General features: G+C 64.3%; 9 protein-coding genes and 1 tRNA gene. 8 read left to right on the forward strand and 2 right to left on the reverse strand.

The genetic code is table 11. The annotated features are described in order from the left end of the window. Positions 1–98: 98 nt before the first annotated feature. Positions 99–8126 carry a non-ribosomal peptide synthetase gene (locus ABQF30_RS10470; protein WP_448463610.1) on the forward strand — a complete coding sequence of 2676 codons (8028 nt, stop codon included), beginning with the start codon at positions 99–101 and terminating at the stop codon, positions 8124–8126. On the opposite strand, the gene ABQF30_RS10475 is transcribed toward ABQF30_RS10470, so the two are convergent. Beyond that, positions 8116–8790, reverse strand: a complete 675-nt coding sequence (locus tag ABQF30_RS10475; protein ID WP_448462993.1) for a methyltransferase family protein — start codon at positions 8788–8790, stop codon at positions 8116–8118. The genes ABQF30_RS10470 and ABQF30_RS10475 overlap by 11 nt on opposite strands. A 217-nt stretch (positions 8791–9007) precedes the next feature. Here ABQF30_RS10475 and htpG point away from each other — a divergent pair, with 217 nt between their 5' ends. Beyond that, positions 9008–10948: a molecular chaperone HtpG gene (htpG, locus tag ABQF30_RS10480; RefSeq protein WP_448462995.1), complete on the forward strand. Its 1941-nt coding sequence runs from the start codon at positions 9008–9010 to the stop codon at positions 10946–10948. 15 nt (positions 10949–10963) lie between these two features. On the opposite strand, the gene ABQF30_RS10485 is transcribed toward htpG, so the two are convergent. Further along, positions 10964–11037, reverse strand: a tRNA-Leu gene (locus tag ABQF30_RS10485). 77 nt (positions 11038–11114) lie between these two features. Here ABQF30_RS10485 and ABQF30_RS10490 point away from each other — a divergent pair. The 6 genes from ABQF30_RS10490 to ABQF30_RS10515 all read left to right on the forward strand — a co-directional run bounded on the left by ABQF30_RS10490 (position 11115) and on the right by ABQF30_RS10515 (position 17064). Continuing rightward, positions 11115–11762, forward strand: coding sequence for a two-component system response regulator PdtaR (locus tag ABQF30_RS10490; RefSeq protein WP_448462997.1), 648 nt, complete (start codon positions 11115–11117; stop codon positions 11760–11762). A 196-nt stretch (positions 11763–11958) separates the two neighbouring features. Next, entirely contained in the window at positions 11959–13170 is a 1212-nt protein-coding gene (locus tag ABQF30_RS10495) for a branched-chain amino acid ABC transporter substrate-binding protein (protein ID WP_448462999.1), read from the forward strand. Positions 13171–13249: 79 nt separating this feature from the next. Next, entirely contained in the window at positions 13250–14287 is a 1038-nt protein-coding gene (locus ABQF30_RS10500; RefSeq protein WP_448463001.1) for a branched-chain amino acid ABC transporter permease, read from the forward strand. Then, positions 14284–15471, forward strand: a complete 1188-nt coding sequence (locus ABQF30_RS10505) for a branched-chain amino acid ABC transporter permease (protein WP_448463003.1) — start codon at positions 14284–14286, stop codon at positions 15469–15471. Before ABQF30_RS10500 ends, ABQF30_RS10505 begins: the two co-directional genes overlap by 4 nt. Further along, entirely contained in the window at positions 15468–16319 is an 852-nt protein-coding gene (locus tag ABQF30_RS10510) for an ABC transporter ATP-binding protein (protein WP_448463005.1), read from the forward strand. Before ABQF30_RS10505 ends, ABQF30_RS10510 begins: the two co-directional genes overlap by 4 nt. Then, a complete protein-coding gene (locus ABQF30_RS10515; RefSeq protein WP_448463007.1) occupies positions 16306–17064 on the forward strand; it encodes an ABC transporter ATP-binding protein in 759 nt (252 codons plus the stop codon). Before ABQF30_RS10510 ends, ABQF30_RS10515 begins: the two co-directional genes overlap by 14 nt. Positions 17065–17096: the final 32 nt, after the last annotated feature.

Genomic DNA, 17096 nt, shown 5'->3' on the forward strand with positions numbered 1-17096 from the left:
GTCGCTTGTTGTCGATGGATCTGGACGACGAGGATGAGCGCGCGGACCTCGATGAGTGGGGTAATCGGGCGGCGTTGACTGCTCCTGTGTCGGCGGTGTTGTCGATTCCGGCTTTGTTCGCCGAGCAGGTGGTTCGTGATCCGGATGTGGTGGCGGTCAGTTTCGGGGATCGTCAGCTGACGTATCGGGAACTTGATGTGGCGTCGAATCGGTTGGCGCACGTGCTTATCGGGTGTGGTGCGGGTCCGGGACAGCGGGTGGCGTTGCTGTTCTCCCGCTCGATCGAGGCGATTGTGGCGATTGTGGGGGTGCTCAAGACCGGTGCGGCGTATGTGCCGATCGATCCTGCGGTGCCTGATGCGCGGTTGGCGTTCGTTCTTGGTGATGCGGGGCCGGTCGCGGCGGTCACGACTGCTGATCTGGTGAGTCGACTCGACGGGTTTGGGCTGGAGGTCATCGATGTTGATGACCCCACGATCGAAGCTCAGCCTGGTGGTGCGCCGGTGGTGGGGCCGGGCGCTGATGATGTGGCGTATCTGATTTACACCTCGGGTACGACGGGTGTGCCTAAGGGGGTGGCGGTCCCGCACCGCAATGTGGCGCGGTTGTTGGACGTGATCGAGACTCGTTTGCCGTTGTCGGCGGGTTTGGTGTGGGCGCAATGTCATTCGTTGGCGTTCGACTTCTCAGTGTGGGAGATTTTCGGGGCGCTGTTGCGTGGTGGTCGGGTGGTGGTGGTGCCCGAGTCGGTGACGCGGTCGCCCGAGGAGTTGCATGCGCTGCTGATTGCCGAGCGGGTCGGTGTGTTGAGTCAGACGCCGTCGGCGTTTTATGCGCTGCAAACTGTCGATGCCGCCGGCGGTCGAGGGTTGGCTGTTGAGGTGGTGGTGTTCGGTGGTGAGGCGCTGGAACCGCAGCGGCTGAAGCCGTGGCTGGATCGGCACCCAGAGTCTCCGCGGTTGATCAATATGTATGGGATCACCGAGACGACGGTGCATGCCTCGTTCCGCGAGATCGTGGCCGCCGATGTCGAAACTACGGGGAGCCCAATCGGGGTGCCGCTGGGCGACCTGGCGTTCTTTGTGCTGGATGGTTGGTTGCGGCCGGTGAGCCCTGGTGTGGTGGGCGAGCTGTATGTGGCCGGTGCGGGTTTGGGTTACGGCTATGTGGGCCGGGCGTCGTTGAGCGCGACGCGGTTTGTGGCGTGTGCGTTCGGTGCGCCGGGGATGCGGATGTATCGCACCGGGGATCTGGTGTCGTGGGGCCCGGATGGGCAGCTGCAGTATTCGGGCCGCGCTGACGAGCAGGTCAAGATTCGTGGGTATCGTATAGAGCTCGGTGAAATCCAGGCCGTGCTGGCCGGGCTCGACGGCGTTGAGCAGGCGGCCGTGATCGCCCGTGAAGACAATCCGGGTGACAAGCGGCTGGTCGGCTATCTCACCGGTACCGCCGACCCGGGGCGCATCCGTGCCCAGTTGGCCGAGCGGCTGCCGGGCTACATGGTGCCCGCCGCGGTGGTGGTGACCGAGTCTTTGCCGTTGACGGTGAACGGTAAACTGGACAAAAAGACGCTGCCGGCACCGGAATACGCCGACGTCGACCACTACCGCGCCCCGGCTACCCCTACCGAGGAGATCCTGGCCGGCATCTACGCCCACATCCTGGGCCTGGACCGCGTCGGCATCGACGACTCATTCTTCAGCCTCGGCGGGGATTCCCTACTGGCGATGCGTCTGGTCGCCGCGATCAACAGATCGTTGGACGCAGGCCTCGAAGTGCGCGCCGTATTCGACGCTCCTACGGTCGCCCAGTTGATACTCCGTATCGGTGGTGATGAAGGTCGGCTGGAGCCGCTGGTCGCCCGTGAGCGGCCCGCGGTGGTTCCGCTGTCGTTTGCGCAAAGCCGGTTGTGGTTCGTCGACCAATTGCAAGGCCCCTCACCGGTGTACAACCTGGGCGTGGGATTGCGGCTCGGCGGGCGCCTCGATGTCGATGCGCTGGGCGCTGCGTTCGCCGATGTGGTGGGTCGCCATGAGAGCCTGCGCACGCTGTTTCCAGCGGTCGACGGGATACCTCAGCAACTGATCGTCCCCGCCGAGCAGGCCGAATTCGGCTGGGAAATCGTCGATGCCACCGGCTGGCCGGAAAGCCTATTGGCGGAAGCTCTCGAGGAAACGGCGCGACACAGTTTCCAGCTGTCCGCCGAGATACCATTGCGGGCAAGGCTTTTCCGTGTCGCCGAGGACGAACACGTGTTGGTGGCGGTGGTGCACCATATCGCCGCCGACGGCTGGTCGCTGACCCCGCTGGTCGCCGATCTGAGCGTCGCGTACGCCTGCCGGTGTGCCGGACAAGTCCCCGGGTGGGCGCCGTTGGCGGTGCAGTACGTCGACTACACGCTGTGGCAACGCGCGCAACTGGGTGAGCTCGACGACAGCGACAGTCGCATCGCCACACAGTTGGACTATTGGCAGGATGCGTTGGCCGGGATGCCTGAACGCGTGGCCATCCCGACCGACCGTCCCTATCCGTTGGTGGCCGATCAAAGCGGCTCCAGGGTGAATGTGAAATGGCCGGCCGATCTGCAGCAGCAAGTTGCTCGCCTGGCTCGCGAGCACAATGCAACGGGTTTCATGGTGATGCAGAGCGCGCTGCTAACCCTGCTCGCCAGCCTCAGCGCCAGTTCCGATGTGGCCGTTGGCTTCCCGATCGCCGGACGACGCGATCCAGCCCTCGACGAGCTCGTCGGATTCTTCGTCAACACCCTGGTGCTGCGGGTCGATGTGGCCGGGGATCCCACTGTCACCGAGATTCTGGCCCAGGTGCGCGCACGCAGCCTGGCCGCCTTTGAGCACCAAGATGTGCCCTTCGAAGTGCTCGTCGAACGGCTCAATCCGGCTCGGTCCTTGACCCATCACCCGCTGGTGCAGGTGATGCTGGCGTGGCAGAACGTTCCCGGACAGACTGGCGATCCTGCCGGCGGCTTGGCGTTGGGCGATCTTCAGGTAACTCAGCTACCGCTGGACACCCACACCGCGCGAATGGATCTGTCCTTCTCGTTGGCGGAATGTTGGACCGAAGCCGGTGACCCCGCAGGGATTTCCGGAACGGTGGAGTTCCGAACCGATGTATTCGACACAGGCAGCATCGAAGCCCTGATCGATCGGCTACAACGGGTGCTCGAGGCGATGACCGACGACCCCACCCAGCGGTTGTCGGCGATCGATGTGCTCGACACCGATGAGCATGCGCGCCTCGATGCGATCGGCAACCGGACGGTACTAACCGCCCCCGCGCCGGCCTCCCCGTCGATTCCGGCGTTGTTCGAGGCGCAAGTGGCCCGAGATCCAGAGGCGGTTGCGGTCAGCTACGACGGCAGCTCGATGACCTATCGCGAGCTGGATCAGGTTTCGAATCGGTTGGCTCACTTACTTATCGGGAACGGCGCGGCTCCCGGTCAGCGGGTGGCGGTGTTGTTCTCCCGATCGGTCGAGGCGGTCGTGGCGATTTTCGCGGTGCTGAAAACCGGTGCGGCGTATGTGCCGATCGATCCGTCGGTGCCTGATGCGCGGTTGGAGTTCGTACTGACCGACGCCGGGCCGGTTGCTGCGGTCACCACCGCCGATCTGGCTGCTCGTCTTGCCGGGCGTGGATTGGTGGTCGTCGACATCGACGACCCGGCCATCGATGACCACCCCGCTAGCGCGCCGCCGGTGGGACCGTGCACCGACGATATCGCGTATCTGATCTACACCTCAGGTACCACGGGCGTGCCCAAGGGCGTGGCGATTCCACACCACAACGTGACGCGGTTGCTGGCGACGCTCGAGGCCGATCTGGAGCTGTCATCGGGCCAGGTCTGGACGCAGAGTCACTCGTTGGCGTTCGACTTTTCGGTCTGGGAGATCTTCGGCGCACTGCTCCATGGCGGGCGGCTGGTGGTGGTCTCGGATTCGGTGGCGCGTTCGCCCGAAGATTTGCACGACTTGCTGGTCGAGCAGCGGGTCAGCATCTTGAGCCAGACGCCGTCGGCGTTCTATGCCCTGCAATCCGTGGAAGAGCTTTCACCTGAGCTGGAATCCGAGCTCGCACTTGAGGTTGTGGTGTTCGGTGGTGAGGCGCTGGAACCGCAGCGGCTGAAGCCGTGGCTGGACACGCATCCGGAGTCTCCGCGGTTGGTCAATATGTATGGGATCACCGAGACGACGGTGCATGCCTCATTCCGCGAGATCTTGGCCGGTGATGTCGCGAGCACCGTCAGCCCGATCGGTGTGCCATTGGGGCATCTGGCGTTCGTCGTCCTCGATGGTTGGTTGCGGCAGGTGCCGGTCGGGGTAGTCGGCGAGTTGTATGTGGCCGGTGCCGGCCTGGGGTCCGGGTATGTGGGCCGGGCGCCATTGACGTCGACGCGGTTTGTGGCGAGTCCGTTCGGTGCACCCGGGATGCGGATGTATCGCACCGGGGACCTGGTGTGCTGGAGCCACGGCGGGCAGCTGCAGTATCTGGGCCGCGCTGACGAGCAGGTCAAGATCCGCGGGCATCGCATCGAGCTCGGTGAAATCCAGTCGACCTTAACGGCTCTCGACGGGGTCGAGCAGGCGGTGGTGATCGCCCGTGAAGACCGCCCGGGGGATAAGCGTCTCGTCGGCTACATCACCGGCACCGCCGATCCGTCCGCAGCGCGTCCCGCGCTGGCCGAGCGGCTGCCGTCCTACATGGTGCCGGCCGCGGTGGTGGCGATCGACGAGCTGCCGTTGACCGTCAACGGAAAACTCGACACTCGCGCACTGCCCGCACCCGAGTACACCGACATCGACCACTACCGGGCCCCGGCGACACCAGTCGAGGAGACCCTGGCCGGGATCTTCGCCGAAGTCCTCGGGCTGGAGCAGGTCGGGGTCGACCAGTCATTCTTCGACCTTGGCGGGGACAGCATTTCGGCCATTCAGGTGGTGTGGCGGGCTCATGCTGCCGGGCTTGTGGGTCGCCCGCGCGATATCTTCGTCCAGCAGACCGTGGCCCGACTGGCCCGGGTGGTCAGGGAAGCCGGCAGCGCCGTAGGGATGGTCGACGAGGGCCTCGGGCCGGTGGTCGCGACCCCGATCATGCGCTGGCTGAAAGGACTGGAAACCGCAGCCGGCTCGCTCGACGAGTTCAACCAGACGGTGCTGCTGCAGGCTCCGGCCGGTGTCACCGAGGCCGACGTGGTGGTGGTGCTTCAGGCCTTGCTGGATCGGCATGCCATGTTGCGGCTGAGGGCCGGGGACGACGGCGCCGGCGGCTGGTTGTTGACGGTGCCCGAGGCCGGATCGGTGGACGTGCGCGCCTGTCTGCATTCGGTGGACGTGCTGTCCGAAGAGGCGCTGTTGGCGGCGCGGTCGCGGTTGAACCCGGCCGCGGGGGTGATGCTCAGCGCGCTGTGGGCTTCCTCCACCGGGCAGTTGGTGGTGATCATCCACCATCTGGCCGTGGATGGGGTGTCGTGGCGAATTGTGTTGGAGGACCTCAACATCGCCTCGACCCAGCTGCGCGGCGGGCAGGAGGTACTGTTGCCGCCCGCGGGGACGTCGTTCCAGCGGTGGGCCGACCGGCTGGCCGAGCACGCGCATCACCCCGACGTGGTCTGCCAAGCCGACGCATGGCGGCAGGTGGCGTCGATCCCAGCGGCGTTGCCTGCGCTGCAACCCGAGGTAGATACGTTTGCCACGGCCGGATATCTGACCGATTTGCTCGACGCCGAGACCACCCACATGTTGCTCGGCGAAGTACCGGCGGCGTTTCATGCCGGGGTCCACGAAATCCTGTTGATCGCCTTTGCCCTGGCGTGGTCACAGTACTTGGGGAGTGGCGGCGCGCCGATCGCCATCGATGTGGAGGGCCACGGGCGTAACGAGGAAATCGCCGCCGATGTGGACCTGTCGCGCACGGTGGGGTGGTTCACCACCAAGTATCCGGTGTCACTGAACTTCGGCGGGCGTCTGTCCTGGACGCAGGTGGTGGCCGGGGATGCGGCGCTGGGCGCGGTGTTCAAAGAGGCGAAAGAGCAGCTTCGGGCCTTGCCCGACGGCCTGACCTACGGACTGCTGCGCTACCTGAATCCCGATGTGGATCTGGCCGGGTCCGACCCGGTGATCGGGTTCAACTATCTCGGGCGGCTGGGCTCCCCGGCTGCCTTTGCGTCTGGTGATGTGTGGCGTTTCAGCGAAGAAGGCTTGTCGATGACCGGCGCTGCTGGGGCGATGCCCATTGCCCTGATGCACACCGTCGAGCTCAACGCGGCCACCATCGACACCGACACCGGCCCGCACCTGAGCGCCACCTGGACGTGGGCGCCCTCGGCGCTGGATCGCATGGCCGTCACCCGGGTCAGCCGGTTGTGGTTCGACGCGCTGGCCGGCATCTGCGCGCATGTCAGGCGCGGCGGTGGCGGGTTGACGCCGTCGGATATCGCTCCCGCTCGGCTGAGCCAGCAGCAGATCGACGAACTGCACGACCGATTCCCGATCGCCGACGTGCTGCTGCTGACCCCGTTGCAGCAGGGATTGCTTTACCACGCCAACATCGCGAAACGCTCCGGCGACGATGTGTATGCGGTGCAACTGGATATCGCGTTGAGCGGGCCGCTCGACGCGCACCGGCTGCGTGATGCCGTGCAGGCCGTGGTCCGCCGGCATCCACACTTGGCAGCCCGGTTCTGCCCCCAGTTCGAGCAACCGGTGCAGGTTGTTCCCGCTGATCCCGTGGCGCCGTGGCTGTATGTCGACCTTGATGCCGATAGTGATGTCGACACGCAGATCGAACAGATCTGTGTCGAAGAACGTGCCGCGGTCTGCGACCTCGTCAACCAACCGGCGTTCCGGGTCGCGCTCATCCGCATCGGCCAGGACCGACACCGGTTCGTGCTCACCAATCACCACATCGTGCTCGATGGCTGGTCGATGCCGATCCTGATGCAGGAGATCTTCGCCGGCTACCACGGTCTGCGGCTTCCCGCGGCGTCGTCGTATCGCAGCTTCATGACCTGGCTGGCTGACCGCGATCACCATGCCGCCCATGCGGCGTGGCGCGAGGCGTTGGCCGGTTTTGACACGCCCATCCTGCTCGGCCCGCCGCGAAAGTTGGGTTTCGGGCGGCGAAGCGTCGAATCGTTCCGGGTTCCTGCGAAGACCACGCGGGCACTCGCCAAGTTGGCGCGCTCGCAGCACACCACGGTCAACATCGTGCTGCAGGGCGCCTGGGCAATACTGCTCAGCTCGCTGACCGGCCGGCATGATGTCGCGTTCGGCACGGTGGTCTCGGGTCGGTCACCAGAGGTGATCGGTGCGGAGTCGATGGTGGGCCTATTGATCAACACGGTGCCGGTGCGGGCGATCATCACGCCCGCCGAGACCACATCCGATCTTCTCGATCAGCTGCAGGGTGCCCACAACGAAACCCTCGAACACCAGCACATGGCGCTCAGCGACATCCACCGCATCACCGGTCACGACAGGTTGTTCGACACGGTCTTCGTCTACGAGAACTATCCGACCGACACCGGCACGCCGCCTGGCGTCGACGGGTTGACGATCACCGGCGTCAACAGCCGCGACTACTACCACTACCCGCTGACGGTTCAGGCTGGGCCGGGCCGGGAACTGGAACTTCGCGTCCAATACGACACCGATGTGTTCGACGCGGAAAGCATCGAAGCGTTGATCCAGCGGTTCAAGCAGGTGTTGGTGGCGATGACCGCCCACCCGCGGCGGGAATTGTCGTCGATGGGTCTGCCGCATTCCAATGGGCGTCCCCGGCTCGAGGGGTGGGGGAGTCGGCCGACCGAGTCGGCGACCACGGTGGCGTCGGCACCCGAAGACCGCGACACCGGCGGTGCTTATTGCGCTCCGGCAACCCTCGTCGAGCAGATCCTGGCGAGCATCTACGCCGAGGTGCTCGGTGTGGACCGCGTCGGGGTCGAGGAGTCGTTTTTCGACCTGGGCGGGGATTCTCTTTCGGCGATGCGGGCGGTCGCCGCGATCAATTCAGCCCTCGATGTCCACCTTGCGGTGCCCGACTTGTTCGAGGCGCCGTCCGTCAGAAGCTTGAGCGGACAGTTGGGCAGGGGAGGAGCCGCGATCACCACATGAGCGGCACGAGGCGATAGCGGGCCTTCTGCGCATACTCCCGGTACCCGTCCAACTCTTCGGCCAGCAGCTTTTCTTCGTCGCGGATGCGCAAGATGAGCACGATCAGGCCAGGGACAACGCAGACGAGTCCCCAATAGGAGCCGAGCGCAAGCGGGAACCCGACGATGGTGATCACGTTGCCGGTGTACATGGGGTGGCGCACCAGCCCGTATAGACCGGTCGAGACGAGCTTCTGCCCCGACTCCACCTGGACCGTCGAGGCCGCGAAACTGTTCTGAATGACCACCAGGCTCGTCACACCCAGGCCGACGGCGACCAGAACATCCCCGGCCAAGCAGATCGCCGTCGGCACCGACGACCAGCCAAAGCGATGGTCGAGGGCACTGACCAGGACCATCGCCGCCAGCGACGAATACCAGCCGGCGATGAGGAGTTTCTGCAGCGTCCGGGTCTCCGCCCCCGGCCCCGCCCGCTTGCGCCGTTCATGCGCGGCGGGGTCTGCCCGCAACAGGTAGGCGCTGGGAATCCACGTCGACAGCGCAAACACCGCCAGGAAAAGCCATGCCTGCCAATAGTCGAAGGTTCCGGCCAGCAAAAACAGCACCAAGCCGAAGACGACGAGTTCAACAAGCCCGAGCACCAACATCTTTGGAATGGCTTTCACGGGTCCTCCTAGCGCAGCGTCGGTTGCAGGCAGCCACAACCGCGGCGCACGGCTAAAGCTACCGCCGGTGACCCCGAACATGTGCGCGATTTGATCCGTGATCTCACTTCCGTTCCGGCCCAAGGGCCTTCAGGGCTCCGGGCGCTGACCGAAAGTGTGCTCGCTATTATCTGTCGGTCATCTGTAGGTGAAGGTTCAACCGTCGAACGGGAATCACATGGCTGCACACGTCGAGCAATTGGAGTTTCAGGCGGAGGCGCGCCAACTGCTGGATCTGATGGTCCACTCGGTGTACTCCAACAAGGATTCTTTCCTGCGCGAGCTGATCTCGAACGCCTCTGACGCGTTGGACAAGCTACGGCTCGAGGCGCTGCGGAACAAGGATCTGGATGTCGACACCTCCGATCTCCACGTCGAGCTCGACGTAGACAACGAGGCAAGAACACTCACGGTCCGCGACAACGGCATCGGGATGACCCGCGAGGAGGTCGTAGACCTGATCGGCACTCTGGCCAAATCGGGTACCGCCGAAGTGCGTCGGAAGTTGCGTGAGGCCAAACACGCCTCCGACTCCGAGGAACTCATCGGCCAGTTCGGCATCGGGTTCTACTCGACGTTCATGGTTGCCGACAAGGTCGAGCTGCTCACCCGCAAGGCCGGCGAGAGTGACGCCACCCGCTGGGTCTCCAGTGGTGATGGCACCTACACCGTCGAATCGGTCGACGATGCTCCGCAGGGAACGTCGGTCACCCTGCACCTCAAGCCGGAAGACGCCGAGGATGAGCTGCACGACTACACCTCGGAGCCGAAGCTCAGGGAACTGGTGAAGAAGTACTCCGACTTCATCGCCTGGCCGATCCGGATGCAGGTCGAGCGACGTACCCCGGCAACAGACGAGGGCGCCGCAGACCAGGTCACCGTCGAAACGCAGACCCTCAACTCGATGAAGGCGCTGTGGGCCAAGACCAAAGACGAGGTCTCCGAGGACGAGTACAAGGAGTTCTACAAGCACATCGCCCACGCTTGGGATGACCCGCTTGAGGTCATTTCGATGAAGGCCGAGGGCACCTTCTCCTATCAGGCGCTGCTCTTCATCCCGTCGCATGCACCGTTCGATCTGTTCACGCGGGACGCGCGGATCGGCGTGCAGTTATATGTCAAGCGGGTCTTCGTCATGGCTGACTGTGACCAACTCGTTCCGGGCTATCTGCGGTTCATCAAGGGCGTCGTGGACGCAGAAGACATGTCGCTCAATGTCTCCCGCGAGATCCTGCAGCAGGATCGGCAACTCACCGCGATCCGTCGCCGCTTGACAAAGAAGGTTCTGTCGACGATCAAGACGCTGCAGTCAGAACGTCCGGACGACTACCGCACGTTGTGGACTCAGTTCGGTGCGGTCCTCAAAGAAGGCCTGATGTCGGACTTCGACAACCAGGACACCCTCCTGCGTGTTTCGTCGTTCGCCTCGACCCATTCCGACGAGGCGCTCACCACGTTGGCCGAGTATGTCGAGCGCATGAAGGACGGTCAGGAGCAGATCTTCTACGCCACCGGACAGTCGCGTGAGCAACTACTGGCGTCACCGCATCTCGAGGCGTTCAAGGCCAAGGGCTACGAGGTGCTGCTGCTCACCGACCCGGTCGACGAGGTCTGGGTGGGAACGGTGACCGAGTTCGACGGCAAGCCGCTGCAATCGGTCGCCAAGGGCGAGGTGGACCTCGACTCCGAGGACGAAAAGGCTGCGCACGAAGCCGAGCGCCGCGAGCTGTCGCAGGACTTTGCTGACCTGCTGACCTGGCTGAAGGAGACCTTGGCAGACCATGTCAAGGAGGTGCGGTTGTCCACGCGCCTGACCGAGTCGCCGGCCTGCCTGATAGCCGACACGTTCGGCATCACCCCGGCGCTTGCGCGCATGTACCGGGCTTCCGGACAGCAGGTACCGGTGGGGAAGCGGATTCTGGAACTCAACCCGAAGCATCCGCTCGTCACCGGCCTGCAGCAGGCCCAGAAAAGCGGCGGCGACGACGCACACCTGCAGCAACTCGCCGAAACGGCCGAACTGCTCTACGGCACAGCGCTTCTGGCCGAAGGTGACATACCTGAGGATCCGGCAAAGTTCGCCGGTTTGCTGGCGGACCGGCTGGCTCGCACGGTATAGCGCTGAGCGCCGCGGTGCCCTCGGTGAGATTCGAACTCACACTGTACGGGTTTTGAATCCGTTTCCTCTGCCAGTTGGGATACGAGGGCGTTGGCACTATTCGTGCCGCGGCCTACCACCATAGAGGATGCCCCCGAGGTCGCTGATCGGTGGTCGTCACGACACAATGTCACCTATGACGTCTCCCATGACCGGGTCATCGAAGGACGCTGAGAAGCCACACCGCGTTCTCATCGCCGAGGACGAGGCCCTGATCCGCCTCGATCTCGCCGAAATGCTGCGCGAGGAGGGCTACGAGGTCGTAGGCGAGGCCGGCGACGGGCAGGAGGCCGTGGATCTGGCCGAAAGCCTGCGACCGGACCTGGTGATCATGGACGTCAAGATGCCCCGCCGCGACGGCATCGACGCGGCATCGGAGATCGCAGGCAAGCGCATCGCCCCGATCGTCATCCTCACCGCGTTCAGCCAACGCGAACTCGTCGAACGTGCCCGTGACGCCGGTGCGATGGCGTACCTGGTCAAACCGTTCAACGTCACCGACCTGATTCCGGCCATCGAGGTGGCGGTCAGTCGGTTCAGCGAGATAGCCGCGCTGGAGACCGAAGTCGCGACGCTGTCGGAGCGACTGGAGACCCGCAAGCTGGTCGAGCGGGCCAAGGGTTTGCTGCAGACCAAGCACAAAATGACCGAACATGAGGCGTTCAAGTGGATTCAGCGCGCCGCCATGGATCGTCGCACGACGATGAAGCGCGTCGCGGAGGTCGTTCTGGAAACTCTCGACGAGCCACAGGAAACTCCCACGCCGGAGCAGTGACAGCCGGCATGGGTGTTAATTCTCGGTTTCCGGGACCGCGATAACTCGATTTCAGCCACTCCGCGCGCCACAAGCATCCGTCAACATCCCGCACTACGCCCCGTCGTTGGCTATGTTCTACCCGAAGCATCGGCGTCGGCTCGTCTCGTGGGCCTGATCGTCGGGGCCGCCGATAACTCTGACGCGGAGGTGAAACGTGCGCGGTCGCGTGGCGCGGAAAGCATTTACTCTCGGTTGTGCGGGTGTGATTGTGCTGGGAATTGCCGGCTGCAATCAGTCCACGCCTGAACAGGAAGCGGCGCAGACCGACCTGAAAATCGTCGAGCAGATACCGATCGACGAGAACGGCGCCGAGATCAAACCACCCGACGCCGCGGCAGCCGCTGATCCGGCCGGCGACGGCAAGGCCACCTGCCCGCCGGTGTCGATCGCCATGGCCGGCGCACTCAACGGTCCCGACGCCGCACTTGGCATCAACATCAAGAACGGCATTCAGCTCGCCATCGACAAGCACAACGGGGCCAACCCGGGCTGCCAGGTGCAGCTGAAGACGTTTGACACCGAAGGCGACCCGCAGAAGGCGAGTGGGATCGCGCCTCAGATCGTCGACGACCAGTACACGATCGGGTTGATCGGGCCTGCGTTCTCCGGTGAGACCATGGCGACCGGCAACGTGTTCAACCAGGCCGGCCTGGTCGCGGCCACCTCGTCTGCCACCAACGTGACACTTTCCCAGAAGGGTTGGCGGACGTTCTTCCGGGGGCTCGGCAATGACGATGTGCAAGGCCGGTCGGTCGCGAACTATATGAAGAACACGCTGGGCTACGACAAGGTCTGTGTGGTCGACGACAGCACCGATTACGGCGTCGGACTGGCCCAGGTGGTGCGTGAAACGCTGGGCCCGGTAGCCGATGGGGCGTGCAACATCTCGGTCAAGAAGGGTGACAAGGACTTTTCCGCGGCAGTCACCCAGATCAACGGCGTCGGTGCCGACGGGGTGTTCTTCAGCGGTTACTACGCCGAGGCCGCGCCGCTCGTCGCGCAGTTGCGCGACGGTGGTGTGACGGCGACGTTCGTCAGCGCAGACGGCACCAAGGATCCGGAGTTCGTCAAGCAGGCCGGCGACGCCGCCAAGGACGCCGTGCTGTCCTGCCCGTGTGCTCCGGCCACCGGCGCGTTCGCCGACGAATACACCCAGAAGTTCAACCAGGCCCCCGGCACCTACAGCGCGGAGGGCTACGACCTCGGCACGATCATGGTCAAGGGCATCGACTCCGGCGCGATCACGAGGCCCGCGCTCCTGGAGTTCGTCCGTAACTACGACGGCCAGGGCGTCGCTCGCCGGTACCAGTGGACCCCCGCTGGTGAGCTCACCACAAACCTGATCTGGGTCTACAAAGTTCAGTAGCGCACCGACGAGACGCGTCCGAGACCATACGGCTCGGACGCGTTTCGTTAGATTGCTTGCCTGAGGAGCCTGCCACCGGATGATCCACCAGTGCCTCGACCAGACCAGCTGCCTGGCGGCCAATATCAATTTCAACGTCGATGGTCTGCTGGATGGGTTCTGGCAGTTGACAATTGACGGCCTGGCCTGGGGTGCGATCTACGCTCTGGTGGCAGTCGGTTACACCCTGGTTTACGGCGTGCTGAAGTTGATCAACTTCGCGCATTCCGAGATCTTCATGGTCGGCATGTTCGGTGCGTACTTCTGCCTGGACATGATCTTGGGCTTCTCGCCGAGCGGCAACACCTATGACAAGGGGATTGCGCTCACCGTCGCCTATCTGGGCATCGCCATGCTCTTTGCGATGCTGGTATCGGGTACCGCCGCCGTGGGTTTGGAGGCAGTCGCGTACCGGCCGCTGCGGCGACGAAACGCCGGACGCCTGTCATTCCTCATCACCGCCATCGGAATGTCGTTCGTGCTGCAGGAATTCGTGCACTTCATCCTGCCCAAGATCATCGAGGGATATGGCGGCTCCAACGCGCAGCAGCCGATCAAGCTGGTCGCGCCGGAAACCCAGTTCACGATCTTCGGAGCGGCCGTCTCCAACATCACCTTGATCATCGTCTGCGCCGCCCTGCTGCTGGCGTTGCTGACCGATATGGCGATAAACCGCACCAAGTTCGGCCGTGGCATTCGTGCGGTGGCTCAGGACCCGGACACCGCAACCCTGATGGGTGTCTCGCGCGAGCGCATCATCATGACGACCTTTCTGATCGGCGGCTTGTTGGCCGGCGCAGCGGCGCTGCTGTACACCCTCAAGGTGCCGCAAGGCATCATCTACTCCGGCGGATTCCTGCTCGGTATCAAGGCTTTCGCAGCGGCGGTGCTGGGCGGCATCGGCAACCTGCGCGGCGCGCTGCTCGGCGGCCTGCTGCTGGGCATCGTGGAGAACTACGGGCAGGTGCTGTTCGGCACCCAGTGGCGCGACGTCATCGCATTCGTTCTGCTCGTGATGGTTCTGCTGATCCGTCCCACGGGCATACTCGGTGAAAGCCTCGGGAAGGCGAGGGCATGAATACGGGTAAGAGCACGACGACGCAAAAACTGCTGGCGCCCGGTGATGTGCTGCGGGAGTGGTGGTCAACGCTGCCCCGGGTCACGAAATGGGGCGTCGGCGTCCTGGGTTTCGGGCTGCTGGCCCTGCTGCCGCTGTTCACCCCGCGCTGGCTGGACACCCCTGGCATCAGCTTCGGCGGCACCATGGCGCAATTCGCGATGGTGGCATTACTCGCAATCGGCCTGAACGTGGTGGTCGGTCAGGCCGGGTTGCTCGACCTCGGCTATGTCGGTTTCTACGCCGTCGGGGCGTATACCGTCGCGCTGCTCACCAGTCCGAGCAGTCCGTGGAACAAGGTCGGGCCCGAAGGGTTCTTCAGCGAGGACTGGGCGTGGTTGTCCTGTGTGCCGCTCGCGATGGCGTTCACTGCACTCGCCGGCCTGATCCTGGGCACCCCCACGTTGCGGTTGCGGGGCGACTACCTGGCCATCGTCACGCTCGGTTTCGGTGAGATCATCCGTCTGCTCGCGGACAATCTGTCCGACATCACCAACGGCTCCCGCGGGCTGCCCGGTATCGCCTACCCGCGGGTGGGGGAGAGCGAGAAGCTGCCCACCGGGGTCTTTTCCAGTGGCAACTCCGCCGGCGATGCCAATTACGGCACCTGGTGGTTCTGGGTCGGCCTGATCATGATCGTGCTGATCCTGTTGTTCGTCGGCAACCTTGAGCGCAGCCGGGTGGGACGCGCCTGGATCGCGATCCGGGAGGACGAGGACGCCGCGGAAGTGATGGGCGTCAACACTTTCCGGTTCAAGCTGTGGGCATTCGTGATCGGCGCCGCCATCGGCGGGTTGTCCGGCGCGCTGTATGCCGGGCAGGTGCAGTTCGTCGCACCTCCGACGTTCAACATCATCAACTCGATGCTGTTCCTGTGTGCGGTGGTGCTCGGCGGCCAGGGCAACAAGCTGGGCGTCATCTTCGGCGCGTTCGTCATCGTCTACCTGCCCAACCGGCTGCTCGGCGTGCACTTCCTCGGTATCAACATGGGCGACTTGAAGTACCTGTTCTTCGGGCTGGCCCTGGTGGTGATGATGATCTTCCGGCCGCAGGGCCTGTTCCCGGCCCGCCAGCAGCTGCTGTCCTACGGCAAGCGTGCGCGGGAGTTGTTGCGGGCCACACCGGTGAAGGAGTCCGCATCGTGAGCGAGCCCATTCAGGTACCGGAAGAAACCATCGAGGAACTGGCAGGCGTCCACCGCGACATTCACGCCGCAGAAGGGGAGATCCTGCTGGAGACACGGGATCTGACGGTCAAGTTCGGTGGCCTGGTGGCACTGGATTCGGTCACGTTCGATATCCGGCGCGGCGAGATCCTCGGCATGATCGGACCAAACGGTGCCGGGAAGACCACCTGCTTCAACGCCATCACCGGCGTTTATCGCCCCACCTCGGGGTCGGTGTTGTTCGACGGCACGCCGCTTGGCAAGGTCAAGCGCCACCAGATCACCCGGCGAGGTATCGCCCGCACCTTCCAGAACGTCAGGCTGTTCGGTGAGATGACGGCGCTGGAGAACGTCATGGTCGGCACCGACGCTCGGCACCACACATCCGTCCCGGGAGCCCTGGTCCGTTCACCCCGGCATCGTCGCGAAGAGCGGTCGGCCATCGAAAGATCCGCGGCCCTATTGCATTTTGTGGGCATCGCGCACCGCGGCGAGGAGAAGGCCAAGAACCTCCCGTACGGGGATCAGCGCCGCCTCGAGATCGCCCGCGCGCTGGCCACCGAGCCCAAGCTGCTCTGCCTGGACGAGCCGGCCGCCGGGTTCAACCCGAGTGAGAAGGCCGCGCTGATCGACCTGATCCGCAAGATCCGAGACGACGGCTACACGGTGTTGTTGATCGAGCACGACATGCGTCTGGTGATGGGCGTGACCGACCGAATCGTGGTACTGGAGTTCGGACGCAAGATCGCCGACGGCGTGCCTTCGGAGATCCGCGAGGATCCGAAGGTCATCGCCGCCTATCTGGGGGTGCCCGATGACTCTGTCTGAATCAACGCCGCCCGATTCCTCTCGCCCGGTCCTGCTCGAGGTGCGCGATGTGGTCGTGCACTACGGCAGAATCCAGGCGCTGCACGGGGTTTCACTCGTGGTGCACGAAGGCGAACTGGTCACCCTGCTCGGCTCCAACGGTGCGGGGAAGACGACGACGATGCGGGCGATCTCGGGTCTGCGTTCGTTGACCTCGGGTTCGGTGTGGTTCGAGGGCCGTGACATCTCCCGGGTCAAACCGCACCTACGCGTCAGCCAAGGACTCATCCAGGCGCCCGAGGGCCGCGGCGTGTTTCCCGGGATGACGGTGGTGGAGAACCTGGAGATGGGCTGTTACGCACGCAAGTTCGCTTCCAAGCAGGAGCATGACGAGCGTTTGGACTGGGTGCTGGAGACGTTTCCGCGCCTGGCCGAGCGACGCACCCAGGTAGGCGGGACGCTGTCCGGTGGGGAGCAGCAGATGCTGGCCATCGGCCGCGCGCTGATGGCCCGACCGAAGGTGTTGCTTCTCGACGAGCCGTCGATGGGGTTGGCGCCGATGGTGATATCGCAGATCTTCAAGATCATCGCGGACATCAACGCGCAGGGCACCACGGTGCTGCTCGTCGAGCAGAACGCCCAGCAGGCGCTCACCCGGTCCGACCGGGCCTACATTCTGGAGACCGGAAACGTCACCCGGACCGGAGCCGCGCGAGATCTGTTGGCAGACGACAGCATTCGCGCCGCCTATCTCGGCGTGGCCTAGCTCTTCATTGCCGAGCGTGCGCGTTTGTCGGC

Source organism: Mycolicibacterium sp. XJ870, assembly GCF_053483975.1.

Coding starts and splice junctions, on each gene's coding strand:
- htpG (WP_448462995.1), top strand. CDS start 9,008: ATGGCTGCACACGTCGAGCAATTGGAGTTTCAGGCGGAGGCGCGCCAA.
- ABQF30_RS10505 (WP_448463003.1), top strand. CDS start 14,284: ATGAATACGGGTAAGAGCACGACGACGCAAAAACTGCTGGCGCCCGGT.
- ABQF30_RS10490 (WP_448462997.1), top strand. CDS start 11,115: ATGTCACCTATGACGTCTCCCATGACCGGGTCATCGAAGGACGCTGAG.
- ABQF30_RS10500 (WP_448463001.1), top strand. CDS start 13,250: ATGATCCACCAGTGCCTCGACCAGACCAGCTGCCTGGCGGCCAATATC.
- ABQF30_RS10515 (WP_448463007.1), top strand. CDS start 16,306: ATGACTCTGTCTGAATCAACGCCGCCCGATTCCTCTCGCCCGGTCCTG.